The organism is Dickeya zeae NCPPB 2538, assembly GCF_000406165.1.
GTDB lineage: Bacteria > Pseudomonadota > Gammaproteobacteria > Enterobacterales > Enterobacteriaceae > Dickeya > Dickeya zeae.
The window spans coordinates 4168429-4195367 of the sequence record NZ_CM001977.1 but is presented as its reverse complement, the minus strand read 5'-3'; the positions used below and the strand labels follow the sequence as shown (position 1 = coordinate 4195367).

The following is a 26939-nucleotide window of genomic DNA, read 5'->3' as shown; positions in this document are numbered from 1 at the left end:
TACGAAAGCGTATCCAGTGAAATAAAGTCAACCTCATAGTTGGTTAATGCTACACCAACTGGGTAGAGATAATCCTGCGGAGTAAAACATGAGCGATAAAATTATTCATCTGACGGACGACAGCTTCGAGACAGACGTACTGCAGTCTGAACATGTGACACTGGTTGATTTCTGGGCTGACTGGTGTGGTCCTTGTAAAATGATTGCTCCGATTCTGGATGAGATCGCCGACGAGTATGAAGGTAAGCTGACCATCGCCAAGCTCAACATCGATGACAACCCGGCTACCGCACCGAAATACGGTATTCGTGGTATCCCGACGCTGCTGCTGTTTAAAAACGGCGAAGTGGCTGCGACCAAAGTCGGTGCGTTGTCCAAAGGTCAACTGAAAGAGTTCCTGAACGCCAATCTGTAATCCGTCCTACTGGCTTTCCTGGGCGACAGCGGGGTGATGAGATTTTCTCATTCTGACCGCTGGACGCCCACCGGGAAGCGTGCTAGATTCGTCAATACTGCATATCGTACTTACCTTAGTTTAAGCCGTTAGGCTTGAGCCTGAAGTTAGAATCTAAAGTTTTATCCCATGTCAGGTTTGGAAATCATTAATTTTCATCATGTTAGTGTCCAGTCTGGCAATCTGACAGTTTTACATTAATTAGTTTTACGGTGTCTTCGACCTCTTGCCATGTGTGTGCATAGCGTCAGTGCGGTTAAGCCTGAGCAACACAGTGTCTGGTGATTGAAGGCTGTTAAGCGGCATGGATGTTCCTGCCATACCATTCACGTTAATAGTTCGAGATTTACCCCGAGTTTAAGAACCCACCATTATGAATCTTACCGAATTAAAAAATACGCCAGTGTCTGAGTTAATTACTCTTGGCGAAAATATGGGGCTGGAGAATCTGGCTCGCATGCGTAAACAGGATATTATTTTCGCTATCCTCAAGCAGCACGCGAAAAGTGGTGAAGATATCTTTGGCGATGGCGTACTGGAAATATTGCAGGATGGTTTTGGTTTCCTCCGCTCAGCAGACAGTTCCTACCTCGCTGGCCCTGATGATATCTACGTTTCCCCCAGCCAAATCCGACGCTTCAACCTCCGCACTGGCGACACCATTTCCGGTAAGATTCGTCCCCCGAAAGAGGGTGAACGCTATTTCGCGCTGTTGAAGGTCAATGAAGTCAACTACGACAAGCCGGAAAATGCCCGCAGCAAGATCCTGTTTGAGAACCTGACGCCGCTGCACGCTAATTCGCGTCTGCGTATGGAGCGTGGTAACGGTTCTACCGAAGACCTGACCGCCCGTGTGCTGGACCTGGCCTCCCCGATCGGTCGTGGACAGCGTGGTTTGATTGTTGCGCCGCCGAAAGCCGGTAAAACCATGCTGCTGCAAAACATTGCCCAGAGCATCGCTTACAACCACCCGGATTGCGTGCTGATGGTGCTGCTGATTGACGAACGTCCGGAAGAAGTGACGGAAATGCAGCGTCTGGTGAAAGGGGAAGTGGTGGCGTCGACGTTCGACGAACCGGCTTCTCGCCACGTTCAGGTCGCCGAAATGGTGATCGAGAAAGCCAAGCGTCTGGTTGAGCATAAGAAAGACGTGATTATCCTGCTGGACTCTATCACCCGTCTGGCTCGTGCCTACAACACCGTGGTACCGGCATCCGGTAAAGTCCTGACCGGTGGTGTGGACGCTAACGCCCTGCATCGTCCGAAGCGTTTCTTCGGTGCGGCCCGTAACGTTGAAGAGGGCGGTAGCCTGACCATCATCGCTACCGCGCTGATCGACACCGGCTCGAAAATGGACGAAGTGATTTACGAAGAATTTAAGGGCACCGGTAACATGGAACTGCACCTGTCTCGTAAGATTGCGGAGAAGCGTGTGTTCCCGGCGATTGATTACAACCGCTCTGGTACCCGTAAGGAAGAATTGTTGACCACATCTGAAGAGCTGCAGAAGATGTGGATTCTGCGCAAGATTATCCACCCGATGGGGGAAATCGACGCGATGGAGTTCCTGATCAACAAACTGGCGATGACCAAAACCAACGACGAATTCTTCGATATGATGAAACGGTCGTAGTTTTCCCTGTAACGGGTTATGCCACCAAACAAAACGCCACGAATCCGTGGCGTTTTTTGTTGCTGTCTGTTCGGCCCGTCTTGCCTGCTTTCAATCCGGCGGCGCTAATGCGGGCAGAGCGCATCATGTTTTGTTACGTGAACGTGCAGGAACTTTCTGAAAAATTTGGTAAATTAGCCTCGGTTGGCATAATTCGCAGTAGTATCATCAGGCACTGATAAGCGTGAATAAATCATGATGAGTGCTCAATTAGTCGCCGTATTCCTGTGCTCTTTCTTCTCCCTGCTGCTGGCGCGCCATGTAGCGAGAAAAACCGGTCTGGTCGACAGACCAAACCACCGTAAGCGCCATCGTGGCGCGGTGCCACTGGTTGGCGGAATTTCTGTTTACGCCGGTGTCTGCCTGTTGCCGTTCTTCATTCCCGAGTTAATACCCCATTTCCTGATTTACCTGCTGTGTGCGGGGTTGCTGGTGCTGGTTGGCGCACTGGACGATCGCTTTGACATCAGCATTGGTATCCGGGCTACGGCACAGGCGGTTGTCGCCATAATAATGATGGCGCTGGCCGGGCTGATGTTGCTGCGTCTGGGGTATATTCTGGGGCCAGGCTGGGATATCGGTTTGGGGATGATGCGTTACCCCATGACGCTATTGGTGGTATGGACGGCTATCAATGCTTTTAACATGGTGGATGGCATCGATGGTTTGCTGGGCGGGTTGTCTGGCGTGCTGTTTGTCGGCTTGGGCGTTTTATTCTATCTCCATGGCAGCAACGCGCTGGCGTTTTGGAGTTTTGCCATGATTGCCGCCATCTTGCCGTATAGTCTGTTGAACCTTGAATGCCTCGGCCGACGTTATAAGGTTTTTATGGGCGATGCGGGTAGTACCCTGATGGGATTTACCGCCATCTGGTTACTGCTACAAGGGTCTCAGGAACCGGAGAGTGCTATCCGGCCGGTAACGGCATTGTGGGTTATCGCCATTCCACTGATGGATATGGTAGCGATTGTCTATCGCCGGTTGCACAACGGCTCAAATCTGTTTTCGCCGGATCGCCAGCATATCCATCATCTGCTGATGCGTGCCGGATTGACTTCCCGTCAGGCGTGTCTGTTGATTACACTGGCCGCCGCGTTACTGGCGGGTGTGGGGATTACCGGTGAATGGTTGGCGGTTCCCGAGTACATCATGTTCGTGCTGTTTTTGCTGGTATTTGGTGGCTATGGCTACGGCATTAAGCGGGCGTGGCGAGTGGCGCGCGTTGTCCGGCGTATTCAGCGTTACTGGCGCAATCACCGCTATTGTTGATAAACCAAGTATTGATAAACCGAATCGGGAAACACAATGAAACCGGAAAGCTCACCCCAGGCGGTGTCGTTGGATAATGAACTGGATATTCGCCAGCTCTGCCGGGTGTTATGGCAGGGTAAGGTCTGGATTGTCGGCTCAGCGGCGTTATTGGCACTGCTGGCGCTGGTGTATTCCTGGCTGGCTCAACCGGTGTGGCGCGCGACGGCAGTAACGGATAAACCGGCGGTTGCGATGCTATCGACGTTTTTTGAACAGCAGCAGTGGCTGCGTTCGCTGGATGCATCGTCAACAGTCGTGCCGGATGGCAGTACTATCGTGGCAGATGCCTATACCGAGTTTACTCTGCAGGCCGCCGCCTACGACACCCGGCGCGAGTTTTGGCTACAGTCGCCGTATTACCGTGAGCGTCGAAAAGACGACAGCAAGGCAGATGCCGTCCTGCTGGATACACTTATCAATGATATCCAGTTTATACCGCACGATGAGGCTAAAAAAACAACGACACCCTTAAGCTGGCGGCTGACAACCCGCAAGACGCCAGTAACCTGTTGCGGCAATATGTGCAATTTGCCAACCAGCGTGCCGTCAACCATCTGAATCAAAACCTGACGGGAAATTGGGAGGCACGTATCCGGTCTGAGCGTGCCTGGCTGCAACGCGAGGACGCGGTTGCCCAGGTGGCGTATGACCAGGAGCTACGGCGCGTGACGCAGGCACTGGCTATCGCCCGTCAGCAGGGAATCACGCAGCCGAAGCATGATGCGCCCTCCGATTCGGCGTTATTTCTACAAGGCTCGGCCTGGTTGCAGGCGCGTCTGGAGATGTTGAAGGCGAATGGCCCGGCATTCGATGCGGATTACGCACCGCGTCAGGCCGTACTGGCGATGCTGGAGAGCGGCCCGGCGCTAGCTGACAGGTTTCATACTTATCGTTATTTGCATACGCCGCAGGAGCCTGTGCATCGCGACAGTCCACGCCGTGTTCTTCTGCTGCTGATGTGGGGCAGCATTGGGCTGGTGATGGGTGCCGGACTGGCGCTGGCGCGGCGTCGGCGTGATTAAATGTTCTGCGTGTTGATAGCGCGGTGGGCCAGTCACCCCTGTTTTACTGTGGTGGCGAACCGTAACTCGGGCCGGAATAAAGAGAGTCATCAGTGAAAGTTTTGACGGTCTTTGGCACTCGCCCTGAAGCGATAAAGATGGCGCCGATAATACGGGCGATGGCTCAGGATGCCTGCTTTGAATCTTACGTCTGTGTGACGGCGCAGCATCGTGACATGCTGGATCAGGTACTGCGTCTGTTTGAGATTACGCCTGACTATGATCTCAATATTATGCAGCCGGATCAGGGGCTGGTGGAGATTTCCTCTCGTATTCTTGCAGGATTAGGGCCGGTACTGACCCAACTCCAGCCCGACCTGATGCTGGTGCACGGTGATACCACCACAACGCTGATGGCCAGTCTGGCAGGGTTTTATCACCGTATCCCGGTCGCTCATGTCGAGGCCGGGCTGCGTACCGGCACATTGTCTGCTCCATGGCCTGAAGAAGCGAATCGCCTGCTGACGGGTAGCCTGGCGACCTACCACTTTGCGCCGACGGCTAACGCACGGCAGAACCTGCGACGCGAACACGTGCCGTCTTCACGCATCTGGGTGACAGGGAACTCTGTGATTGACGCATTATTCTGGGTACGGGATCGCATCCTCCATGATGCGACGTTGTGTACTCAGTTGCAGGAGAAGTACGCTTTTCTTACGCCGGAGCGAAAAATAGTGCTGGTCACCAGCCATCGGCGAGAGAGCTTTGGTGAGGGGATGGAGCGGATTTGTCATGCGCTGGCGACGCTTGCCCACCATCATTCGGATATCCAGATTGTGTATCCGGTGCACCGTAACCCACATGTGCGGGAGCCGGTCCAGCGGATTCTGGGCGATATCGACAATGTGCATCTGATAACGCCGCAAGACTATTTGCCCTTCGTCTATTTGATGCACCGCGCCTGGCTGATCCTGACCGATTCGGGCGGGATTCAGGAAGAAGCCCCCTCGCTCGGAAAGCCGGTACTGGTAATGCGGGAAACCACGGAGAGACCGGAAGCGTTGGCGGCGGGTACGGTACGGCTGGTGGGAACCGATACCGCGACGATTGTCCGTGAAGTTTCCCGGCTGCTGACAGATGCGTCTGCGTATCAGGCGATGAGCTATGCCCATAACCCTTACGGCGATGGCTTAGCCAGCCAGCGCATTCTTTCTATTTTGAAACAACACCGGGTGACTGCATGAGCTTTAACCGTATCTGTGTGCTGGGGCTGGGATACATCGGCCTGCCGACTGCCGCCGTGTTGGCGGCGCGACAACAGTCTGTTTTTGGCGTGGATGTGAACCCGCACGTGGTGGAGACGGTCAGGCAAGGCCATACTCATATTGCGGAGCCGGGGCTGGCGCAGACGCTGCAACAGGCAGTGGCGCAAGGCTATCTACAGGTTGGCAGTCGTCCGGTGCCAGCGCAGGCGTTTATCATCGCGGTGCCGACACCGCTCAAGGCTGACCATCAACCCGATGTGTCGCTGGTGCAAGCCGCTGCGTTATCGTTGGCACCGGTATTGAAGCCGGGGGATGTGGTGATTCTGGAGTCCACCTCGCCGGTCGGCACCACGGAGCACATGGCCGAGTGGCTGGCGCAGGCACGCCCGGACCTGAGCTTTCCTCAACAGGCCGGAGTTGCGTCGGACATCCGTATTGCTTATTGCCCTGAGCGGGTATTGCCTGGCCGCATTATGGAGGAGTTGCTCAGCCACGAGCGGGTGATTGGTGGTATGACGCCGCGTTGCTCGGCACGAGCCAGCGAGCTGTATCGCCTTTTCCTTGAGGGCGAATGTGTGATGACGGACTCCCGTACCGCAGAGATGTGCAAACTGACGGAAAACAGCTTTCGTGATGTGAATATTGCCTTTGCCAATGAGTTATCGCTGATTTGCGCTGAGCAACAGATCAATGTCTGGGAGCTGATCCGACTGGCTAACCGTCACCCGCGGGTCACTATTTTGCAGCCGGGGCCGGGCGTTGGCGGCCACTGTATCGCGGTTGACCCCTGGTTTATCGTGGCGCAGCACCCACAGCAGGCCCGCCTGATTCGTACTGCGCGTGAAGTGAATGACGACAAACCGCGTTGGGTGGTGGATCAGGTCAAAATCAGGGTGGCGGATGCGCTGGTTCAGGGCGGGAAATCGGCCCGTGATCTGTGTATCGCCTGTCTGGGGCTGGCGTTTAAGCCGGATGTGGAGGACCTTCGCGAGAGCCCTGCACTGGCGATTGCGGAGCAGATTGCACAATGGCATGTCGGCCCAACCTGGGTGGTTGAGCCTTATATCCGGCAGTTACCGCCGGGTTTACAGGGAAAAGCGGCGCTGGTGGATAGCGATCGCGCGCTAAAGGAAGCGGATATGCTGGTGTTACTGGTTGATCACCGGCAGTTCAGGGCAATTGCCCCTGAGCAGGTAGCGCAACGTTGGGTGGTGGACACCAAAGGCGTCTGGCGGTAAAGCGGCGTTGGTGGCCTCTGTTGATTCTGCGTTAACCGGAGTGGCCTATGCCTGTTTGTGCTGAAATTGAACCGCTGGTTTGGGAAAGTGAGTTTTTCCAACGTATCTGTGGGCGCTTAAGTTTCACCGACATTGCACCGCCGTTAGTGCCCGCTGATCTCGATCGCTATGAGCTATGCCAGGCGAAACTGGCGGCAGGTGATTTGCCGACGGCCGATGCCCTGTCAGAACTGGGATTTCGGCTGGCAGAAGGTGAGGTAGATTTCAGTATGCCGGTCGTCCCCGCCGCCCGCGCGGTGTTTGCCGTGGGCGTGCGCGATGCCGACGTCGGTGATATCCCGGCGTTGCGGGCGGCGGCGGCAAAAAGTTTTGTGCTGAGCCGGTTTCGCTCGCCGTGGTATCGACCGGATGACTGCGGGCGTTTTTACGCCCGTTGGGTGGAAAAGGCGGTCTACGGCACCTTTGATGATGCTTGTCTGGTACTGGGGGCGCAGGGCGGGCCGTTACAAGGTTTTGTGACGTTACGCCAGACATCACCCACTGCGGCGCGCATTGGCGTGTTATCCGCCTGTCCTGGCATGACCGGGCAAGGGATTGGCCAGCGATTGATGCAGGTCGCGCGGGTCTGGTGCCAGCAGCGCGGGATTCGTCGGTTGACGGTAGCGACCCAGACCAGCAATCTGGCGGCATTACGGCTCTACCTGCGCAGTGGCGCGCGGGTGGAGAGCACCGCCTACTGGTTTTATCGATGAAGGTTCGACGGATGAAGACCCTGCGGGTGACGAGATGATTCCTTTTAACGCCCCCCCGGTGGTGGGATCGGAACTGGAGTATATGCAGGCGGCGATGCGCAGCGGCAAGCTCAGTGGCGACGGCGCGTTTACCCACCGTTGTCAGCAGTGGCTGGAAGACTACTCCGGCAGTGACAAGGTTCTGTTGACGCCTTCTTGTACCGCGTCGCTGGAAATGGCGGCGTTATTGCTGAATATCCAGCCCGGCGATGAAGTCATCATGCCGAGCTATACCTTCGTTTCCACCGCCAACGCGTTTGTGTTGCGCGGCGCGACCATTGTGTTTGTCGATATCCGACCGGATACCCTCAATCTGGATGAAAACGGCCTTGAAGCGGCGATCACAGCGAAGACACGCGCTATCGTTGTGGTGCATTATGCGGGGGTCGGTTGCGACATGAACGCTATCATGGCGCTGGCGCAGCGGTATGGATTGTTTGTGGTAGAGGATGCCGCGCAGGGCATGATGTCGCACTATCAGGACCGGCCGTTGGGGTCCATCGGCCATATCGGTTGCTTTAGTTTTCATGAAACCAAGAATTACACCGCTGGTGGTGAAGGCGGGGCGACGCTGATTAATGATCCTGAACTGTCGGCACGTGCCGAGATCATCCGTGAGAAAGGCACCAACCGCAGCCAATTCTTTCGTGGTCAGGCGGATAAGTACACCTGGCGCGATATCGGCTCCAGCTATCTGATGGCGGAGATTCAGGCGGCGTACCTGTGGGGGCAGTTGGAGGCAGCACAGCGCATCCATGAGCGGCGTGTGTTGTTATGGCAGCGCTATGCCCATGCGTTCGCGCCGCTGGCGGCATCAGGCCGTGTGACATTGCCGGTGATCCCGCCAGCGTGTCGCCACAACGGCCATCTGTTTTTCCTGCGCCTGCAGGATGAAGCGGAGCGTTCGGCGTTTATCAGCCATATGAAAGCCGCAGACATACTGACGGTATTCCATTACATTCCGTTGCACTCCAGCCCGGCAGGGCGTCAGTTTGGCCGCTTTGTCGGTGACGATCGGCATACGACGCGGGAAAGCGAACGGCTGGTGCGTTTGCCGCTGTTCTACAACTTGTCTGATGCTGATCAGCACACCGTCATTCATGCCGCGCTGAGTTTCTTTTCCTGATGTCACTGGCACGAGCATCGTTGTGGACGGCGGCTTCCACGCTGGTCAAAATCGGCACAGGGCTGGTGATTATCAAACTGCTGGCGGTGACATTTGGCCCGGAAGGTGTCGGGCTTGCCGGTAACTACCGGCAATTGATTACCGTGCTGGGGGTGATAGCGGGCGCGGGGATTGTCAACGGTGTGACCCGTGCGGTGGCTGCCGCGCCGCCAGATCCTGACCGTGCCAGCCCGCTGCTGGGAACGGCGGTATCGCTGTCGATGGGGTTCTCATTGTTGCTGGCGTTGTCGCTGTGGTTGCTGTCTGCGCCATTATCGCGCCTGCTGTTTGGTGATGACGCCTACCAGTCGGTCATTCGTGCACTGGCTTGTTTGCAACTGGGGATCGCGTTGGCCAGCCTGCTGCTGGCGATACTGAAAGGGTATCAGGATGCGCCAGGCAACGCGCTGTCGGTGATAGCGGGTAGTCTGCTGGGAGTGGTCGCCTACGGCATAAGTTTCCGGCTGGGTGCCTATACCGGGGCGTTGGTCGGACTGGCGTTGGTACCTGCATTAGCCTGTTTACCCGCATTGCTGTTGTTACTTCGGCGTACGCCATTACGTTTGCGAGCACTTACTCCATGCTGGTCGTGGCCGCTGGCCGGTCAGTTAACCCGGTTTAGTTTAATGACGCTGGTAACCGCAGTGACGATGCCGGTAGGCTATGTGATGATGCGAAACCTGCTTGCCACCCATTACACCTGGCAGGAGGTCGGGCTATGGCAGGGGATGACGACCATTTCCGATGCCTGGCTGCAGTTTATTACCGCATCCTTTAGCGTTTATCTGTTGCCGACGCTGGCGCGTTTGCAGGATAAACACGCCGTCCGGCATGAGATTCTTCGTACCTTGCGATTTGTACTGCCGGTCGCGGCGTTCGTGGCGGTGGTTATCTGGCTGATGCGTGATGTAGCGATCCACATCCTGTTCTCCGGGGCGTTTGCGACCATGCGTAGCCTGTTTGCATGGCAACTGGCGGGCGATGTTTTGAAAGTGGGTGCTTACGTCTTTGGGTATCTGGTGGTGGCCAGAGCGTCGCTGCGGTTCTATGTACTGGCGGAACTCAGCCAGTTTTTGTTGTTGACCGGATTTGCCCGCTGGCTGATTCCATTGCACGGCGCGCTGGGAGCGGCACAGGCGTATCTGGCAACCTATTCGCTCTATTTTTTGTTGTGTTGCGGCGTTTTCATGCGGTATTGCAGGCGAGCATGACCACACTTATTCATGTTCTGGGGGCGGATATTCCCCACCATAATCACACGGTGCTGCGTTTTTTTAATGATACGCTCGCGCCGTCGTTGCCGTTGCACCAGTCCCGCCGGTTTATGGTGGTGTCGACGAAGGCGCTCTCTGAGTCTGATTACCCCATGTTGCATATCACTCGGTTTTCCAGCCAGAGAGCACTGGCGCGAGCTGTGGTAGCGCAGGCGCGGGCAGATAGCTCCGTCCGTTTCTTTTTTCACGGCCAGTTTAACCCGTGGGTGTGGCTGGCGTTGCTGTTCGGCGCTATCCGCCCGGCGCAAGCCTACTGGCATATCTGGGGGGCGGATATGTATGAAGAGGCGCAGGGCTGGCGTTATCGCTGGTTTTACCGCCTGCGGCGGCTGGCGCAACGGCGGGTCGCTCAGGTGTTCGCCACACGCGGCGATATCGACTATTTTCGACAGCGTTATCCGGCTGCGGCGACGTCACAGCTCTATTTCCCTACCCGGATGGGGATGCACCTGGCGGGAGTGTATGAGAAAGCGCCGGGTACACCGCTGACCATTCTGGTCGGTAATTCTGGTGACCGCAGTAACCGTCATCTGGCGGCGCTTGATGCTATTCATCGCCAGTTTGGCTCACAGGTGCGAGTGATAGTACCGATGGGGTATCCGGCCGGAAATCACCGCTGGATTGAGCAGGTCGAACAGCATGGGGTGGCGCTGTTCGGTGCAGACCGCTGCCGGGTGCTGCGTGAATCACTGGCGTTTGATGAGTATCTGGCGCTACTGAAAACCTGCAGTCTGGGCTACTTTCTGTTTCATCGTCAGCAGGGGATCGGCACCCTGTGTTTGCTCATCCAACTGGGGGTGCCGTTCGTTATCAGCCGTCATAATCCATTTCGGCAGGATTTAGCGGAGCAGCGCCTGCCAGTATTGCTGGATGATGAACCGCTGAGCGAGGCCCGCGTGCGCGAGGCGCGCGAACAGCTAAAACGGGTGGATACCCGGCAGATTGCATTCTTCAGCCCCGGCTATAAACAAGGGTGGCGGCAGGCACTGGCGTTAGCCGCGGGGGACAGCCATGACTGAATGGGCGTTTTTCGGGTTGTGGCTGGTCTGGCTCGGAGGCGGTGGCATGGTGCTCTGGCTCTGTGGGCGAGAGTTCCGCCGCTGGCGCTTTAACTTCAATGTGTTGTTTTCGCTGCTGTACTTACTGACGTTCTATTTTGGCTTTCCGTTGACGGCCGTGCTGGCGTTTCGCTTCGGTGTGGAAACGGCGTCACCGCTGAATTTATTGCAGGCGCAACTGTCCGCGACAGCGTTTTATGCCATTTATTATGTCAGTTATAAAACCCGGTTGTGGCCGGCTTCGCCGGTATCTCGTCCTCTGCCGTTAACCATGACTCGTCTGGAGGTGGGGTTGACCAGTGGGCTGCTGGCGCTGGTCGCGCTATCGACCGCTGCCGTGTTCTTTGCCAACAATGGCCTGCTGCTGTTCAAACTCAGTTCGTATAGCCAGATTTTCTCGCGCGATGTTATCGGCGTCGCCCTGAAACGCTTCTTCTATTTTTTTATTCCCGCCATGCTGATGTGGTATTTCCTGCACCAGACCCGACTGGCCTTGCTGATTTTTCTGTTGGCGACGGTGACATTTGGCGGGCTGACCTACCTGCTGGTGGGGGGAACCCGCGCCAATATCATTATTGCCTTCGCCCTGTTTTTGTTTATCGGCCTGCAACGTGGCTGGATTACGCTGTGGATGCTGATAGCCGCAGGCGGTAGCGGGATAGTGGCGATGTTTTGGCTGGCACTGAAACGCTACGGACTGGATGTGCACGGTGACGAGGCGTTTTACACCTTCTTATATCTGACGCGTGACACCTTCTCACCCTGGGAAAATCTGGCCACATTGTGGCAGCACCTCGACGAGATTACCTTGCAGGGGCTGGCACCCATCGTGCGGGATTTTTATGTTTTTATTCCCACCTGGTTGTGGCCGGAGCGACCGGCACTGGTGTTGAACAGTGCCAACTATTTCACCTGGGAAGTGCTGAATTACCATGCCGGTCTGGCGATATCGCCGACGCTGCTCGGCTCCTTGTTGATCATGGGAGGGCCACTGCTGATCCCGCCAGGTGCCGTCGCCATTGGGCTGCTCATCAAGGGGTTTGACCGTCTTTATCATTACGGAAGGCAGGTGGAGAATCGCTATCTGTCCGCCGTATCGCAGGCATTTTGTTTTGGCGCAGTGTTTAATTTGATTGTGCTGGTGCGTGAGGGCGTTGATGCCTTTGTCTCGCGGTTGGTATTTTTCTGCCTGATTTTTGCCGCCTGCCTGTTCGTTGCCAAGTTGCTGTATTGGCTGTTGCTGCGAGCTGGTGTGGTGGTGAGTCGCCCTGTTTGAAGGAGACGTGGAATGAATGATGTGCCGCACTATGTTATTCGCGGCATCCCGGTGCATGGGTTTCGGGATAAGGCGCAGTGTGTCTCGATTCTGTTTGCGGGTGGTTCGCCGCAGGCAGGCACGCTGATTGCCATTAATGCCGAGAAGGTATTGGCGGCGGATCGTGAGGCGACATTGCGTGAGTTGATGTTGCAGGAAGGGCATTGTAACTATGCTGATGGTATCAGTGTGGTGCGTTCTATTCGCCGTAAGTATCCGCAGGCGCAGGTGGAACGTATCGCTGGTGCCGATCTCTGGGAGGCACTGATGCAGCGTGCCGGTGAGTTGGGAACGCCGGTGTTTTTGCTGGGAGGGAAGCCGTCGGTGCTGGCTGCAACCGAGCGCAAGTTGCGAGAACAGTGGCAGGTTAACATTGTGGGTACGCAGGATGGCTATTTTGCGCCGCAGCAGCGACAGATAGTACTGGAACGTGTGCGTGATAGCGGCGCCCAACTGGTGACGGTAGCACTGGGGTCTCCTCGCCAGGAATTACTGATACGCGATTGCCGCCAGTTATACCCCACAGCCCTCTATATGGGCGTCGGCGGCACTTATGATGTGTTTACCGGTCTGGTCAAACGTGCTCCGCTGGTGTGGCAACGCCATGGCGTGGAGTGGTTGTATCGTTTATTGACGCAGCCCAGTCGCTTTCGCCGTCAGCTCAAGCTGTTGCGCTATCTGGCCTGGCATATCAGCGGTAGACTGTAGACACGACTTATCGCGGTATCAGTCTGGCGTTTTTTGTGAGTCATCCCACTTTTTTCCCAGCTTTATCGTTGCGATCAAGGTCTGGCCGCGCTGTTTATTTCATCATATCTGGGTACAGGAAAGGTAGGAATCCGGTTTGCATTGCGGTATCTTCTCGGCCGTTTTTCCGGTCGGGAGACTGTCGTGCCTTGCCGGGAGCGTGTCGGTATCCCCTTTAAAGCATGGCGGGTATAAAACAATAACGCTTTTGATACCGGCGTAAAAAGGATCTATTGAAGACAGAGGTTATATGGCAAATACAGAAAAACAGGACAAGCTCCACCGTGGGCTGGAAGCGCGACATATCGAGCTTATCGCGCTGGGTGGCACCATCGGTGTGGGGTTGTTCATGGGGGCGGCAAGCGCCCTGAAATGGGCTGGGCCGTCCGTGCTGTTGGCCTATATTGTGGCGGGCGTGTTTGTATTCTTCATCATGCGCTCGATGGGCGAGATGTTGTTTCTGGAACCAGTGACCGGTTCGTTTGCGGTTTATGCGCATAATTATCTGAGTCCGTTTTTCGGCTATCTCACGGCCTGGGGATACTGGTTTATGTGGATGGCGGTGGGGATTTCAGAAATTACCGCCATCGGCGTCTACGTGCAGTACTGGTTCCCGACGTTACCGCAGTGGATACCGGCGATCGGCGCGGTGGCGCTGGTGGCAGCCGCGAATCTGGCGGCGGTGCGGCTGTACGGTGAGCTCGAGTTCTGGTTCTCGATGATCAAGATAACCACCATTGTGGTGATGATTGTGGTGGGTGTCGGGATTATTTTCTTTGGGATAGGCAACCACGGCCAGTCTATCGGATTGACTAATCTGACCGAACACGGCGGCTTCCTGGCTGGCGGCTGGAAAGGCGTGCTGTTTGCGCTCTGTCTGGTGGTGGCGTCCTATCAGGGGGTTGAACTGGTCGGGATTACCGCTGGCGAAGCGCGTAATCCGCAGGTGACGCTGAAACGGGCTATCAATAACATCCTGTGGCGTATCCTGATTTTCTATGTCGGTGCCATTTTCGTGATCGTCACGATTTTCCCGTGGAATGAAATCGGCACATCCGGTAGCCCGTTTGTTCTGACCTTCTCCAAGATTGGCATTACCGCTGCAGCGGGTATTATCAACTTTGTGGTGCTGACTGCGGCGTTGTCTGGTTGCAACAGCGGTATGTATAGCTGTGGGCGTATGCTGTATTCGCTGTCTAACAACCGTCAGCTACCGGCGGCGTTAGGGCGGGTAACCGCAGGTGGTGTGCCTGCTGTTGGGGTGCTGGTGTCGATTCTGTGTCTGGTGGCGGGGTCTGCGCTAAATTACATTATCCCTAACCCGGAAAAAGTGTTCGTGTATGTCTATAGCGCCAGCGTACTGCCGGGTATGATCCCTTGGTTTGTGGTGCTGATTAGCCAGTTGCGTTTCCGTCAGCAGCATCAGGCGGCGATCGCTGGTCACCCGTTTAAGTCTATTTTGTTCCCGTGGGTGAATTACCTGACGATGGCATTCCTTCTCTGTGTGCTGGTTGGGATGTACATTAACGAAGACACGCGGATGTCACTGGTGGTCGGTGGTATTTTCCTGGCGGCGGTCAGTGTGCTGTACGTTGTGTTGGGGCTGGGTAAAAAACAGCCGCAAATGCAGGTGGAAGCGGAGTAATCGCAGCGAACCGCGGGTGGTGACGGTGGATTGAACCGGGTTTTGACCGTAAATGAGCAAAGCATAAGCAAACGCATCATTTCTGTGAAAAAAGCACTGGACAGCCCCCTATTAAATCCGTACTATCCCCACCCGCAACGGCGCTACGCGCCCGTAGCTCAGCTGGATAGAGCGCTGCCCTCCGGAGGCAGAGGTCTCAGGTTCGAATCCTGTCGGGCGCGCCATTAAGTTGGGCGCGGGAGCTGCGGAGGTACTTATTACCCCGTAAATCGAGTACCGGAATACGTAGTAAAGCAGTGGTATATGGTGGCTATAGCTCAGTTGGTAGAGCCCTGGATTGTGATTCCAGTTGTCGTGGGTTCGAGTCCCATTAGCCACCCCAAATTTTAAGTTTGTGACGCGCGAAGGTGGCGGAATTGGTAGACGCGCTAGCTTCAGGTGTTAGTGTCCTCAGGACGTGAGGGTTCAAGTCCCTCTCTTCGCACCACACAAACGAAAATAGCAGTACCGTGTTAGACCATGATCGGCGAGTAGCGCAGCTTGGTAGCGCAACTGGTTTGGGACCAGTGGGTCGGAGGTTCGAATCCTCTCTCGCCGACCATCCTATTCTGAAGAAGCGGCAGTCCAGACGGACTGCCGTTTTTTTTTGCCTGCTGTTCATGCCTTCCTGACGACTTGTTTTTCACATCGGACTGCTGTATTTCTCTATGTGAATTTTTATTCATTAAATTTGCATTTAAATGGAGTTGAGTATGTCAGTGATAGCACCGGTCGAAAAACAGTTTGCCGCTTATAACGCCCATGATTTAACCGCCTTTTCTGCCTGTTTCCATGGGCATTTCCGGGCGTACCGCATGCCATCGGAAAGCCCATCCATGGTAGGCAAAGCGGCACTGGAGGCGTTTTATCGTGATCACCGTTTTAATAACCCCGCGCTGCGTGCTGAACTGGTCTCTCGAACTGTGCTGGGTAATCAGGTTTTTGATCATGAAAAGATTTACGGCCTCGGTCCTGATGCGCTCGAAAGTATCGCCGTGTTTGAAGTGAACGATGGTTTGATTACGACCGCATGGTTCTATTTTGCGTCGTAGCTGTTTTTGTCGTTGTTTTTGTCACCATCCCCCGCACAATCACCCTCCTGGTGTATTTGTGCGGGTGTCATGCCCAGGTTTCAAAACCCATCAATAAAGCGCGCTGAAAAATCGTTATGTCATAACGCGCGCCCGTTCTGCTATCCATTCGCTACCCATCTCGCCGATCTTTTCATTGCGAAGAAAATAATCACCAGAGAAATCATAAAACAATAAAGAATATGTTAGATCGATCACGTATATAGGCGCGAATATCGCCAGTGATATAGTCACAGACAAATAACAGCGTCGTCTCGACCCGCCTCTCTTTCCCCCATTATTACAATGTAAACGAGTGAGTTATGGCATCACATCTGATTGATTTTCTTCTTATTGGAAATAACTTTGGCACACCAGAAATGCGCGCCGTATGGTCAGAGCAAAACCGTCTGACCCGCCAGGTTGACGTGGAAATTGCGTTGGCACTGGCAGAGGGCGAGCTGGGTGTCATTCCGCAGGATGCGGCCGACACCATTGCTGCCCACGCTGACGCCAGCGCCCTGAATATTGAAGAAATAGCCCAGGATGCGGTGCGTATGAAGCACTCCCTGATGCCGACGATCACGGCTATTCAAAAGCAGTGCGGCGAGGCTGGCGAATACATTCATTACGGCGTGACCACACAGGACATCGTGGATACCGCCACCGTGCTGCAATTGCGTCAGGCATTCGACATCGTGGTGCGCGATACCCGTCTGGTCGCTATCGAATTGAAACGGCTGGCGAAGAAACACCAGCATACGTTGATGACCGGCCGTACCCACGGCATGCAGGCCATGCCAACCACCTTCGGCTTCAAGCTGGCGGTATGGCTGGACGAGTTCGTGCGTCACCTGCAGCGCCTGAATGAAATTCGCGATCGGGTACTGGTCGGCAACATTAACGGTGCCATCGGTACCTACGCCTCTTTTGGCGAACTGGGGCCGGAAATTGAGCGCCATACCCTTGCCCGTCTGGGCCTGAATACCCCCAATATTGGCTGGCAGTCTGCCCGCGACCGTTTCTCGGAATACGCGTCAGTGGCGGTACTGATCAGCGGTACGCTCGGTAAAATCGGCAACGAGCTGTACAACCTGATGCGTACCGAAATCAACGAAATCGAAGAGCCTTTCTCCGAAGGGAAGATCGGTTCTACCACCATGCCGCACAAACGCAATCCGGCCGCGCTGGAAGGGCTGGCCAGCCTGACGGCGCCACTGTTTAAGAGTGCGGCGCTGATCCACGAGTCAATGAAAGTGGAACACGAGCGCGATGCCATGAGCTGGCGTGCGGAGTGGATAGCCCTGCCGGAAATCAACATCTACCTGTCGGCACAACTGCAAAACGCGCTCGGTATCCTGCGTGGTATGTCGGTGAATGAAAAGCAGATGCGTGCCAATCTGGATTTGCAAAACGGCCTGCTGCTGTCGGAAAAGGTGATGTTTGAAATCGGCAAACTGCTCGGTAAGCAAACGGCCCATCATTTGGTGTACGAATGCTCTATGGCTGCATTTGAGCAGAACCGTGAATTTAAAGCGTTACTGCTGGAACACCCGGTACTGTCGCAGCACCTGACAGCCGAGACGATCGATATCTGGCTGGACCCGGCGAATTACGTGGGCAGCGCACCGCAGAAAGTGGATGAGGTGATCCAGTACGCCGATAACACCGGCTTGCTGGCCGAATGACGGGAGGTGCCATGAGTACCGTATTTCGTCAGGCGACGCTTGCCGATGATGACGAGTTTCTGGCGTTGGCGTTAGCCGCTTACGCGCCGGTGCGTGAGCTGGGCATCAAGTTTGACGCCGCCTATGCGGACATTGACATGGTGCGCCGCCATCTACGCAGCAACGGCGTGTATGTGATGGAAAAAGACGGTCGTCTGGCGGCGTCCGTCACCCTTCGCTATCCATGGGGGCCGAATCCCGGTCCTTATGGTTTACCGCATATCGGTTGGTTAGCGACTCACCCTGACTTCAAACAGCAAGGGCTGGGTAAACAGATGATGGACTGGCTGGAACAGGCGGTGTTGAAAGATCAGTTAAAAGCGCCTGCCGTAACGTTGGGTACCGCTAAGCAACATCCCTGGTTGCTGGATATGTACCGGAAGTATGGCTTTCAGGAAGTCGGCCAGGCGGATTTAGGGAAAGGACACCTCACGATTTATATGCGAAAAGTCCTGGATCAGGACCTTTATCACCACTGGGAAAAGAAACACTCCTAAGAGGCGTTATCCAATGACAATGAAAAAAATTATCCTCCCTGTTTTGGCCCTGTCGGCTGCTATTTTGGTAGCGGGTTGCGATTCTCAGAACAGTAACGAAAAAGTGCTGCGTATCGGTGCCACCGGGCAGAGTTACCCGAGCTCCTTCAAGCAGGACAATAAGCTGGTGGGGTTTGACGTAGAAGTCGCGGAAACCATCGCTAAAGATCTGAACTACAAAGTGGAGTGGGTGACGGCGGATTTCAGTGGCCTGATGGGGCAACTGGAAGCCAATAAGCTGGACACGATTGCTAACGTGGTGGCGATTACCCCGGCTCGTCAGGATAAGTACAACTTCTCCACGCCTTATAGCTATTACGGCAGCCAGATTGTTACGCACAAAGACAATACCAACATCAATACACTGGATGACCTGAAAGGGAAAACCGTAGCGGGCGTACTGGGCTCCAATCACGTCAACAACCTGAAAAAAGCCTTTGCCGACGGCAGCGTGACGATTCGCACCTATGAAACCCGCGATGGCGCGATGAGCGATGCGCTGGCCAAGCGTGTTGAGGGTTACATCAACTCCCGTCCGATCCTGCTGGCGGAAATCAACAAGCGTAACCTGCCGTTCAAGATGGTGGGTGAGCCGCTGGTGGTCGAGCAGGTTGGCTTCCCGTTCCATAAAGATCAGAACGGTGACGAACTGCGCAAGAAGTTCGATGACGAACTGACCAAAATGCGCAATGACGGCCGCCTGAAAGCCCTGTCGGTTAAATACTTCGGTGAGGACATCACGGCGGGCAAATAACCTCGCTGGCTCACTCAACTTCTGCGACGCCAGTTCGATTGCGGGCTGGCGTTTGCTGTAATGGTATGGCTCATGAATATCGATCTTTCCTACCTGTTGAAGGTATTTCCCCAGGTACTGATGTACTTGCCCACCACGCTGCTACTGGCGGTGGTGTCGATGCTGGTTGCCATCGTGTTGGGACTGGTGCTGGCACTGGTTCGTGAGAGCCGCTTTGTGGTGGTTTCGAAACTGGTGGAGTTTTATATTTCGCTGTTTCGCGGCATCCCGTCGTTAGTTCAGCTGTTCATTATCTATTTCGGCCTGCCACAGCTGTTTCCATCACTGAATGGTTTATCAGCCATGACGGCGGCCATTATCGGATTCAGCCTGAAGAACTCCGCGTACATGGCGGAAATTTTCCGTGCGGCGCTGGCGTCGGTGGATTTCGGTCAAACCGAAGCCGGTCTGTCGGTGGGAATGAACAAAGTACAGATTTACCGCCGTATTGTGCTGCCGCAGGCGATGCTTAATGCGCTACCCGCGACCGGCAACACCTTTATTTCACTGATTAAAGACACCTCGGTGGCCTTTGCGCTTGGTGTGTCGGAGCTGTTTGCCGAAGGTAAGATGATCGCCGCCGAGTCGCTGCGTTTCTTTGAAACCTTCCTGGTGGTGGGGCTGATTTACTGGATGCTCATCGTGGTCTACTCCTGGCTGCAATCTCAGTTGGAGAAAAAGCTCAGCCACTCACGGCAGCGTTAAGGAGCCGATATGATTAGCGTAAAAAACCTGACTAAACGTTTTGGTGACCAGGTGGTACTGGACAATATCAGCCTGGATATCGCCGAGGGCGAAGTGGTCGCGATCATCGGGCCTTCCGGTTCAGGGAAATCCACCCTGCTGCGGTGCCTGAATTTGCTGGAAAAGCCAGAGTCCGGCGTGATTACTATTGGCGAGCAATCGCTGGATACCCGCCGCTATAGCAGCAAGGACGCATATGCGCTCCGGCGTCAGACGGCGATGGTATTCCAGAACTATAACCTGTTCAAAAACAAAACCGCGCTGGAGAACATCACCGAAGCCTTGATCGTGGTGAAGAAGATAGCGAAAAAGCAGGCGGACGAAATAGGGCTGTCACTGCTGGAAATGGTCGGGCTGTTACCACAAGCGCACCAATACCCGGTGACACTCTCTGGCGGTCAGCAGCAGCGAGTGAGTATTGCCCGTGCGTTGGCGGTGGACCCGAAGGCGATTTTGTTTGACGAGCCGACCTCGGCACTTGACCCGGAACGGGTACATGAGGTGTTACAGGTTATCCAGAAACTGGCCGGTCAAAACACTACTATGGTGATCGTGACCCATGAGATGCAGTTCGCCAAAGACGTGGCGGACCGGGTGATCTTTATGGCTGATGGGCATATTGTTGAGCAAGGCCCGGCGGAGAAGGTGATCAGTTTCTCCGATAATCCGCAGACCCGTCGCTTCCTGCGGCAACTCACCACGATTCAGGAACCCTCAGAGTTCGATATCTGATCGATAACCTATTCACCTGCGGGCACGCCCCGTGATGACGGGGCAGAAGAAGAGGAGTCACCCGACATGAAAGAACATGCGCAGCATGCGCCGTTGGCGCAGTTTATTCAGGCGTTTCGGCATGAACTGCATCAGCATCCGGAATTGTCCAATCAAGAGTTTGAAACGACGAAAAAAATTCGTGCTGTACTGGAAAAAGAAGGTATTCGCATCCTTGAGTTGCCGCTAAAAACCGGGCTGGTGGCGGAAGTGGGCGGCCTGCAAGACGGCCCGCTGGTCGTCGTGCGTTCCGATATTGATGCCCTGCCGATTGAGGAAGAGTCCGGCGTTGAGTTCAGCTCAAAAAATGCCGGGGTGATGCACGCCTGTGGACACGATTTTCACTCTTCGGCGGCGCTGGGGGCGGCGATCCTGCTCAAGCGCATTGAGCCGGAACTGAAAGGTACCGTGCGTATTCTGTTTCAGGCTGCGGAAGAAACCGGATTGGGCGCACCGGAAGTCATCGCCGTTGGCGCGCTTGACGGTGCCAGCGCCATTTTTGGCATTCATAACGACCCAACGTTACCGGTCGGCGTGATTGGCGGTAAAGACGGTGCACTGACTGCCGGGGTCGACCGTTTCGAAATCAAGATTGCCGCCAAGGGCTGCCATGCTGCCAAACCGCATGAAGGTAATGATCCGATCATTATTTTGGGGCAGCTGATTTCCGCGGTGCAGACTATCATCAGTCGTACCGTACCGTCAGACAACAATGCGGTGGTGTCGATTACCCAGGTTCACAGCGGCAGCACCTGGAACGTGATTCCTGACACCGCCTATGTGGAAGGCACCGTGCGTACGTTCAGTCAGGCGGCACGTGACTTGATAGAACAACGTTTCCGTCAGATTGTCGCCGGTATCGCCAGCACCTTCGGTGCCGAAATCGAATTTATCTGGCACCCGGGGCCACCATCGGTGGTGAACACAGCGCACTGGGTGGATTTTGCGTTGCAGGTGGCGGATACCGAAGGGTTTGAGGCTCGCCGTGTTGACGCCAGCCCGATCGGTGAGGACTTTGCGTTCTACCAGCAGAAACTGCCGGGCACTTTCATGATGGTCGGGTCAGGTGGCCCCTATGCGCTACACCACCCGAAATTCCGGGTGGATGACCGGGCGCTGTTTCCTACCGCGCACTATCTGTATCAACTGGCGAAGCAGAGTCTGGAACAGTTGTCGCAGACAGCCTGATTCCGTCGTTATTCCCTGATGACAGCGGCCACGGTTACCGTGGCCGTTTTGTTTTCAGTGTTAAACCACCTCCTCGGGAGGTGGTGATTGTTTTTGGGCTATCCCTACCCGGTATAAGTTGTGGTTTTTTAGCGACAGGATGGGGGTAGCGGTGTCGCCAATGAGAGACATTTAACTATCTGAATTTTAAAGAGTATAAAAGTCAGGGTTTATGGTGTCTCTGTTTAGCGACAATGCTGACCCGGAATGCTTGATTTTTCAGCACGTTAATCATTTTGGTCTTCAACGACGTATTGCATTTAATGTTTTATTTATCAATGAGTAATGGTTTTTTATTGGTGAATTTTGAAAAGTTGGCATCATTCATGCTTAATTAGATGTGTAGATGCTCATTCCACCTTCTATGTTTGCTTCGGCTTCATAAACCTGGGAATGACGCAGAGCCATTTACGGTGCCTGACGTCCGGTTATTGATGAAGTGCTGTTTCATCGCGGTTGGACGTAATGTTGAGTGGGGCACCTTAAAGTTGTCTTTCAGACCTGATTTTTATTGCACGCTTGTCGCTGGTCGGCAAGCGTTTTTTTTCGCCATTATTTTGCTAAATCAAGTGGTTATCAGAAAAGTGGGGAAGAAAACCGAGTGGAAGAAAAACAAGTTAAAAAAACAAGTGAAAGAAAACCGGCGCGGGGTCGCACCGGTTTGGATTTTTCAGGCGTCGTGAGAGGTCTGTAACGTCAGTAGCAGGCCGTCGCGCCGCATGCGAGCGGCGTCTTCAGGGCGTTTGAGTCGGTCAAAGGCATCAGCACACCAGGCGTAGTCATAAGCGTCTGGTCGCAGTGCCAGCGCGGCGGAGAAAGCATCGCTGGCTTGTTGCCATTCGCCATGCTTCATCAGCAATTGCCCCAGCGTGCTGTGTAACAGTGCATCGTTATTGTGCTGTTTCAGACGCTGACGCAGTAGTTTCTCCAGCGGCTCCGGTTGACCACTATTGAGCCGGGGGAGCAACTGCACCAGTCGGTAGTCAAACTGCTGCTTCAGCCCGTCAATAATGATGTCCTGTGCGGTCACCGGGTCATCACACACGATCAGGCGTTCAGCCATTGCCACCTGCATCGCCAGTGACTGGCGGGCTTTACGCGGCTGGTTTTTCCACCACTGTTTCAATCCTTCGCTGCCGCCTTCCGACATCGCCTGATCCATCAGACCGATGGTGGCGCGCTGCTGCAATTCATCCAGAGAGGGTTCGTCATGCAGCCGGGTTTTACGCATGGCAGGCAGAATATCCAGCAAGGCGCTGTAGGCGTGGGTACGCAAAAACGCCTGTTCCGCCAGACGCAATACTTCCGGGTGGCGCGGCGCCACTTCCAGCAGACGATCGACGCCATGACGAGCGGCGTGGTCTTCGTTACGGGCCAGTTGAATGCGAACGCGGGTGATATCGACCGGCAACTGGTCGCCGTCGGCGATTTCCGCCGCCCGCTCAAGATACTGGCGGGTACGGAATTCATCGCCGCGTTGCTGGGCAGCTTCTGCCGCCAGCAGGTAATTCACCACCGGTTGTTCGGCGTGATCGGCGTTGCGGGTGAGCAGTTTTTCTACCTGCAGATAGTCGCCTTCGGTCAGTTTCAGCAACGCGGCTTTAGTTTGCTGACGCGCCCGGGTGCGTTTGCGTCCGATAAACCAGCCACGTGTGCGTGCCCCGGTGCGGAATACTCGCCGCAGTAGCCATTCCACCGCCAGAAAGGCCAGCAGAAACAGGACCAGCATAATCACCAACCCGGTGACGCTGGTTTCAATGTTGTAATTGTCGGTTTGGATCAGCACGTAACCCTGATGTCCGGCCAGCATGGGCCCGACCACGATGCCTGCCAGCAGCACCACAAATAGCAGCAGTACCTTCAGCATAATCAGCCCTCCTGTGGGGTGGCGGACGGCTGCGCCAGCAGGTTGCGAACCCGGGTTTGCATCAGTTTATCCAGCAGTGGCTGGCTTTGCAGTTCGTTCGGCACGTCCATCGCCACCGACTGTTGGCTTAGCGCATCCAACTGGTCGAGAAACGCTTTGGTGGTCGGATCGCTTTCGTCAAAGTAGGCGCGCACCCAGGTTGCTGCGGTTTCGAGCGACTGACGGTAGGTTTCGTTCTGATGGCGTGGCACCGCTTGTGCGGCGATCAACAGGCGAGAACGAATATTTTCACGCAGATAGACGTCCTGATTCGGTGCCAGCAGCGGTTCAGCACTGTCGTCACGGCGGCGGATGGTGATGAAATCCGACAGGAAATTGTGCCAGCTCTTGCTCAGGTTTTGCCGCCATTCACTGACCGAGGCCGACAAGGTGGAGTCGTTTTCTTCCATCGGCGCTTCATCGGTATCGGTATCCGCCAGACGCAGGTTATCCACCTGATCGGCCAGTTGGTTCACTTTCAGGATGATGCCGTCGAAATCCACCTGGCTGACACCCGCCAACATGCTGATATCGTGGGTAATGGCGCGTCGAACATCCAGCAAACTCGGATCGTTCATGTCTGCCAGGCTGGCATCCGCGCTTTTCAGTAAAGCACCGGCGGTGGTGACGTCTTTGTCGCTCCACAGTTTACGGCCTGCCTGTTTCACCAGGAAATCAGCCTGCGCCAGCAGCCAGGTTTTCGAGTCACTGTTATCGAGCGTCGCCAGTTTTTCCTGCATTTCCCCGGCTTGCCGCGTCAGTGTCGCCAGCCGTTGTTCATCGACACTTAGGGTTTTCGCCTGTTGGTCCAGCGTCTGCTGCCATTGTTGCTGCGCTTGTGATTGTTGTTTTTGCAGTGCAGCGATCTGGCCTTGTAGTTGGGTGAGCGTGGCGTTTTGGCGGGCCATCTGCTGGTGGGCGTAATAATACACACCGCCGCTGAGTGCCAGCGAGACCACGATGGCGATAGCGCCCAACACCAGACCGTGGCGAGGTGCGCGGGACGCCTTCGGCGGCGTTTTAGGCGAGGAGGGTTCAGACCGTTCGACCACCTCTTCGGAGGGCGCTGAGGAGGTAATGTATTCCGTCATATGAGTACATCCTATGATCAGGGTAATGGTAAGTGTCCGGGGTATTCTTTCGCCGCGTGACGACCGCAGCGTAACAGTCTATTCGATATCACTGCAGCTATTCGGTATCACTGTAGCGCGCGCATCAATGCATCGTTATCCGCGTTATCGGCGATCCGAATATCGCGCCAGCCCAACTCACGGGCCACGTCAGCCAGGCGTTCGCTAACCACCACGACCCGACAATCAACCAGCCAGGTCGTTCGATAATAATCAGGTACCAGGGTATAGAACTGCTGCAACATTTCTCCACTGGTGATGACCAGCGTGTCGATGCCCAGGTGTTGCCAGCGCTGGCACTGTTCCGCGCCGTCGTAGACCACTGGGTTACGTTGATAACATTCGCAGTAACGTACTTGCGCCCCGCGTTGCTGCAATGTGTCGCCCAATAATTCTCTGCCACCATTGCCGCGCAGCAGCAATGCCTGTTTGCCCGTGACCTGCTGTAACGCCGGGGACTGCAACAGGGTCTCACTGGTCGCGCGTTCTGGCGGGTAGTGCACCGCTAAGCCGCTGACGGTATGCAGCGCCAGTCCGGTGGAGCGCCCTACGGCGAAGTAGGTGAGTGACTCGGGCCAGCCCATTCCGGCACGGGAGAGCGCCGGATCGGCGTATTCCACCACTTGCTGCGACAGGGCAAAAACCAAATCGCCGGGGCGTAACGCCTGTAGCATGGCGGGCAATTGCGGCAATTCGCTACCCGGAGAAAATTCAATTAACGGGCTATGGTAGGCTTGCAAGCCAGCCATTCTTAAACGGGCTACCAGCTGCTCACCCGCAGGAGAGGGACGGGTAACCAGAATCGTCATGACGAGGCTCCTCCGTAAACTGATTGCAGAATGTCGCGCGCGCCGCGTTCGAGCAGCTCATCTGCCAGGTCGATACCCAGCGCTTCGGCATCCTGACGCGAGCCACGGCGTTCAGCGTAAATAATGCGACTACCGTCTGGCGCGCCCACCAGTGCCCGCAGGTACAATGTATCATCCTGTAGTTCGGCATAGCTGCCGATAGGCACCTGACATCCCCCTTCCAGCCGGGTGTTCATTGCACGCTCGGCCAGCACCCGTGTGGCGGTATCATCGTGGTTAAGCGGTGCCAGCAGCGCACGGGTACGAGCGTCGTCCAGTCTGCATTCCACACCTACCGCACCCTGACCGACCGCCGGTAACGACTGTTCCGGGCTGAGGGCGGTACGGATACGGTTTTCCAGACCAAGGCGTTTAAGCCCCGCAACGGCCAGAATGATCGCATCGTAGTCGCCGTTATCCAGTTTGGACAAGCGGGTGCCGACGTTGCCACGCAGGTCGCGGACAACCAGATCCGGGCGATGGGCGCGTAACTGGCACTGACGACGCAGGCTGGAGGTACCGACGCAGGCGCCTTCCGGCAGTTCATCCAGCGTGGCATAGTGGTTGGAGACAAAGGCGTCGCGTGGGTCGTCACGCTCGCAAATAGTCACCAGCCCTAACCCTTCGGGAAACTCGATGGGGACATCCTTCATCGAATGCACCGCGATATCGGCACGGTTTTCCAGCAACGCCAGTTCCAGTTCCTTGACGAATAATCCCTTGCCCCCCACTTTGGCCAGTGGTGTATCCAGCAGGACATCGCCGCGGGTGACCATCGGAACCAGTTCTACCCGTAAACCGGGATGACAGGCTTCCAGCCGTTGCTGCACAAAGTGGGCCTGCCATAGTGCCAGCGGGCTCTGTCGGGTGGCGATCCTGAGAATAGTGTCTACCATGCTTAATACCGTATTGATCCTTTTTTTCCATCGTACCATTGAAGGCAAGCCGGTGTCAGTTGCCCGGCCGTCGCAATGACGAGAGGGGGGAGATCGAAAACCCTTGTCGGAGATAGCCGCAAGCGGCAAAAGCGGCGATAATATGTGCAATGCTGAAGCATCAATAAACAAATCCGACTTTCTTTAGTTTCTTTACGCCCTTTCAGCAAGGTGTTAAATTGATCACGTTTCCAGCAATACTCTGCCCACCATTCTTCCAATATCTATCCAGGGCAGTCTGGAGAACAACGGCTTCTTTATAGGCACTGGGATAAGC

The 26939-nt window shown here is 55.3% G+C and carries 23 protein-coding genes, 4 tRNA genes and 1 pseudogene; 24 read left to right on the top strand and 4 right to left on the bottom strand.

Annotated features, from left to right (window positions below; translation table 11 throughout):
• The first annotated feature begins 88 nt into the window (after positions 1–88).
• From trxA to DZE2538_RS18305, 24 genes and pseudogenes are all read left to right on the top strand, one after another.
• Positions 89–415, top strand: a complete 327-nt coding sequence (gene trxA / locus DZE2538_RS18420; RefSeq protein WP_012886502.1) for a thioredoxin TrxA — start codon at positions 89–91, stop codon at positions 413–415.
• Positions 416–827: 412 nt separating this feature from the next.
• Positions 828–2087 carry a transcription termination factor Rho gene (rho, locus tag DZE2538_RS18415; RefSeq protein WP_012886501.1) on the top strand — a complete coding sequence of 420 codons (1260 nt, stop codon included), beginning with the start codon at positions 828–830 and terminating at the stop codon, positions 2085–2087.
• A gap of 234 nt (positions 2088–2321) precedes the next feature.
• Positions 2322–3395 (top strand): UDP-N-acetylglucosamine--undecaprenyl-phosphate N-acetylglucosaminephosphotransferase, encoded by a 1074-nt coding sequence (gene wecA, locus DZE2538_RS18410; RefSeq protein ID WP_080638997.1) that lies wholly within the window; start codon positions 2322–2324, stop codon positions 3393–3395.
• Positions 3396–3431: 36 nt separating this feature from the next.
• Positions 3432–4459, top strand: a pseudogene (wzzE, locus tag DZE2538_RS18405) (ECA polysaccharide chain length modulation protein).
• Positions 4460–4551: 92 nt separating this feature from the next.
• Positions 4552–5682, top strand: a complete 1131-nt coding sequence (gene wecB, locus DZE2538_RS18400) for a non-hydrolyzing UDP-N-acetylglucosamine 2-epimerase (RefSeq protein ID WP_038916948.1) — start codon at positions 4552–4554, stop codon at positions 5680–5682.
• Positions 5679–6941, top strand: a complete 1263-nt coding sequence (wecC, locus tag DZE2538_RS18395; protein ID WP_038916947.1) for a UDP-N-acetyl-D-mannosamine dehydrogenase — start codon at positions 5679–5681, stop codon at positions 6939–6941. The genes wecB and wecC overlap by 4 nt, the downstream gene beginning before the upstream one ends.
• Positions 6942–6988: 47 nt before the next feature.
• Positions 6989–7693 (top strand): dTDP-4-amino-4,6-dideoxy-D-galactose acyltransferase, encoded by a 705-nt coding sequence (gene rffC, locus DZE2538_RS18390; RefSeq protein WP_038916946.1) that lies wholly within the window; start codon positions 6989–6991, stop codon positions 7691–7693.
• Between the two features lie 34 nt (positions 7694–7727).
• Positions 7728–8858, top strand: coding sequence for a dTDP-4-amino-4,6-dideoxygalactose transaminase (gene rffA, locus DZE2538_RS18385; protein ID WP_038916945.1), 1131 nt, complete (start codon positions 7728–7730; stop codon positions 8856–8858).
• Complete coding sequence (wzxE, locus tag DZE2538_RS18380) at positions 8858–10108, top strand: lipid III flippase WzxE (protein WP_038916944.1); 1251 nt, start codon at positions 8858–8860, stop codon at positions 10106–10108. The genes rffA and wzxE overlap by 1 nt, the downstream gene beginning before the upstream one ends.
• A complete protein-coding gene (locus DZE2538_RS18375) occupies positions 10105–11190 on the top strand; it encodes a TDP-N-acetylfucosamine:lipid II N-acetylfucosaminyltransferase (protein ID WP_038916943.1) in 1086 nt (361 codons plus the stop codon). The genes wzxE and DZE2538_RS18375 overlap by 4 nt, the downstream gene beginning before the upstream one ends.
• On the top strand, positions 11183–12505 hold the full coding sequence (gene wzyE, locus DZE2538_RS18370) for an ECA oligosaccharide polymerase (protein WP_038916942.1): 1323 nt from the start codon (positions 11183–11185) through the stop codon (positions 12503–12505). The genes DZE2538_RS18375 and wzyE overlap by 8 nt, the downstream gene beginning before the upstream one ends.
• 12 nt (positions 12506–12517) lie before the next feature.
• Positions 12518–13252 carry a lipopolysaccharide N-acetylmannosaminouronosyltransferase gene (gene wecG, locus DZE2538_RS18365; RefSeq protein ID WP_038916941.1) on the top strand — a complete coding sequence of 245 codons (735 nt, stop codon included), beginning with the start codon at positions 12518–12520 and terminating at the stop codon, positions 13250–13252.
• A 289-nt stretch (positions 13253–13541) separates the two neighbouring features.
• A complete protein-coding gene (thrP, locus tag DZE2538_RS18360) occupies positions 13542–14936 on the top strand; it encodes a bifunctional threonine/serine APC transporter ThrP (RefSeq protein WP_019845859.1) in 1395 nt (464 codons plus the stop codon).
• Positions 14937–15083: 147 nt separating this feature from the next.
• A tRNA-Arg gene (locus DZE2538_RS18355) sits at positions 15084–15160 on the top strand.
• Between the two features lie 82 nt (positions 15161–15242).
• Positions 15243–15318 (top strand) — tRNA-His (locus DZE2538_RS18350).
• Positions 15319–15337: 19 nt separating this feature from the next.
• Positions 15338–15423 (top strand) — tRNA-Leu (locus DZE2538_RS18345).
• Positions 15424–15460: 37 nt separating this feature from the next.
• Positions 15461–15537: transfer RNA gene (locus DZE2538_RS18340), tRNA-Pro, on the top strand.
• A gap of 151 nt (positions 15538–15688) precedes the next feature.
• Positions 15689–16027: a nuclear transport factor 2 family protein gene (locus tag DZE2538_RS18335; RefSeq protein ID WP_038916940.1), complete on the top strand. Its 339-nt coding sequence runs from the start codon at positions 15689–15691 to the stop codon at positions 16025–16027.
• A 341-nt stretch (positions 16028–16368) separates the two neighbouring features.
• On the top strand, positions 16369–17733 hold the full coding sequence (gene purB, locus DZE2538_RS18330; protein WP_019845857.1) for an adenylosuccinate lyase: 1365 nt from the start codon (positions 16369–16371) through the stop codon (positions 17731–17733).
• Between the two features lie 11 nt (positions 17734–17744).
• Positions 17745–18269, top strand: coding sequence for a GNAT family N-acetyltransferase (locus DZE2538_RS18325; protein ID WP_038916939.1), 525 nt, complete (start codon positions 17745–17747; stop codon positions 18267–18269).
• 13 nt (positions 18270–18282) lie between these two features.
• Positions 18283–19062: an amino acid ABC transporter substrate-binding protein gene (locus DZE2538_RS18320; protein WP_012886484.1), complete on the top strand. Its 780-nt coding sequence runs from the start codon at positions 18283–18285 to the stop codon at positions 19060–19062.
• A gap of 72 nt (positions 19063–19134) precedes the next feature.
• Entirely contained in the window at positions 19135–19806 is a 672-nt protein-coding gene (locus DZE2538_RS18315) for an amino acid ABC transporter permease (protein WP_019845855.1), read from the top strand.
• A 9-nt stretch (positions 19807–19815) separates the two neighbouring features.
• On the top strand, positions 19816–20577 hold the full coding sequence (locus DZE2538_RS18310; RefSeq protein ID WP_016942879.1) for an amino acid ABC transporter ATP-binding protein: 762 nt from the start codon (positions 19816–19818) through the stop codon (positions 20575–20577).
• A 66-nt stretch (positions 20578–20643) separates the two neighbouring features.
• Entirely contained in the window at positions 20644–21804 is a 1161-nt protein-coding gene (locus DZE2538_RS18305; RefSeq protein WP_038916938.1) for a M20 peptidase aminoacylase family protein, read from the top strand.
• Between the two features lie 709 nt (positions 21805–22513).
• Here the strand turns inward: DZE2538_RS18305 and hemY are convergent.
• From hemY to hemC, 4 genes are all read right to left on the bottom strand, one after another.
• Positions 22514–23710, bottom strand: coding sequence for a protoheme IX biogenesis protein HemY (hemY, locus tag DZE2538_RS18295; protein ID WP_019845852.1), 1197 nt, complete (start codon positions 23708–23710; stop codon positions 22514–22516).
• A gap of 2 nt (positions 23711–23712) precedes the next feature.
• On the bottom strand, positions 23713–24840 hold the full coding sequence (gene hemX, locus DZE2538_RS18290) for a uroporphyrinogen-III C-methyltransferase (protein WP_038916937.1): 1128 nt from the start codon (positions 24838–24840) through the stop codon (positions 23713–23715).
• Between the two features lie 107 nt (positions 24841–24947).
• Positions 24948–25688, bottom strand: coding sequence for a uroporphyrinogen-III synthase (gene hemD / locus DZE2538_RS18285; RefSeq protein ID WP_038916936.1), 741 nt, complete (start codon positions 25686–25688; stop codon positions 24948–24950).
• Positions 25685–26623, bottom strand: coding sequence for a hydroxymethylbilane synthase (gene hemC / locus DZE2538_RS18280; protein WP_038916935.1), 939 nt, complete (start codon positions 26621–26623; stop codon positions 25685–25687). The genes hemD and hemC overlap by 4 nt, the downstream gene beginning before the upstream one ends.
• Positions 26624–26939 lie beyond the last annotated feature (316 nt).

Bases quoted from the DNA above. Each gene is read 5' to 3' on its own strand.
- DZE2538_RS18315 (WP_019845855.1), top strand. From the start codon at position 19,135: ATGAATATCGATCTTTCCTACCTGTTGAAGGTATTTCCCCAGGTACTG.
- rffA (WP_038916945.1), top strand. From the start codon at position 7,728: ATGATTCCTTTTAACGCCCCCCCGGTGGTGGGATCGGAACTGGAGTAT.
- DZE2538_RS18375 (WP_038916943.1), top strand. From the start codon at position 10,105: ATGACCACACTTATTCATGTTCTGGGGGCGGATATTCCCCACCATAAT.
- wzyE (WP_038916942.1), top strand. From the start codon at position 11,183: ATGACTGAATGGGCGTTTTTCGGGTTGTGGCTGGTCTGGCTCGGAGGC.
- purB (WP_019845857.1), top strand. From the start codon at position 16,369: ATGGCATCACATCTGATTGATTTTCTTCTTATTGGAAATAACTTTGGC.
- wzxE (WP_038916944.1), top strand. From the start codon at position 8,858: ATGTCACTGGCACGAGCATCGTTGTGGACGGCGGCTTCCACGCTGGTC.
- DZE2538_RS18310 (WP_016942879.1), top strand. From the start codon at position 19,816: ATGATTAGCGTAAAAAACCTGACTAAACGTTTTGGTGACCAGGTGGTA.
- thrP (WP_019845859.1), top strand. From the start codon at position 13,542: ATGGCAAATACAGAAAAACAGGACAAGCTCCACCGTGGGCTGGAAGCG.
- wecC (WP_038916947.1), top strand. From the start codon at position 5,679: ATGAGCTTTAACCGTATCTGTGTGCTGGGGCTGGGATACATCGGCCTG.
- rho (WP_012886501.1), top strand. From the start codon at position 828: ATGAATCTTACCGAATTAAAAAATACGCCAGTGTCTGAGTTAATTACT.
- DZE2538_RS18320 (WP_012886484.1), top strand. From the start codon at position 18,283: ATGACAATGAAAAAAATTATCCTCCCTGTTTTGGCCCTGTCGGCTGCT.
- rffC (WP_038916946.1), top strand. From the start codon at position 6,989: ATGCCTGTTTGTGCTGAAATTGAACCGCTGGTTTGGGAAAGTGAGTTT.
- DZE2538_RS18305 (WP_038916938.1), top strand. From the start codon at position 20,644: ATGAAAGAACATGCGCAGCATGCGCCGTTGGCGCAGTTTATTCAGGCG.
- hemY (WP_019845852.1), bottom strand. From the start codon at position 23,710: ATGCTGAAGGTACTGCTGCTATTTGTGGTGCTGCTGGCAGGCATCGTG.
- hemD (WP_038916936.1), bottom strand. From the start codon at position 25,688: ATGACGATTCTGGTTACCCGTCCCTCTCCTGCGGGTGAGCAGCTGGTA.
- wecA (WP_080638997.1), top strand. From the start codon at position 2,322: ATGATGAGTGCTCAATTAGTCGCCGTATTCCTGTGCTCTTTCTTCTCC.
- wecG (WP_038916941.1), top strand. From the start codon at position 12,518: ATGAATGATGTGCCGCACTATGTTATTCGCGGCATCCCGGTGCATGGG.
- DZE2538_RS18325 (WP_038916939.1), top strand. From the start codon at position 17,745: ATGAGTACCGTATTTCGTCAGGCGACGCTTGCCGATGATGACGAGTTT.
- trxA (WP_012886502.1), top strand. From the start codon at position 89: ATGAGCGATAAAATTATTCATCTGACGGACGACAGCTTCGAGACAGAC.
- DZE2538_RS18335 (WP_038916940.1), top strand. From the start codon at position 15,689: ATGTCAGTGATAGCACCGGTCGAAAAACAGTTTGCCGCTTATAACGCC.
- hemC (WP_038916935.1), bottom strand. From the start codon at position 26,623: ATGGTAGACACTATTCTCAGGATCGCCACCCGACAGAGCCCGCTGGCA.
- hemX (WP_038916937.1), bottom strand. From the start codon at position 24,840: ATGACGGAATACATTACCTCCTCAGCGCCCTCCGAAGAGGTGGTCGAA.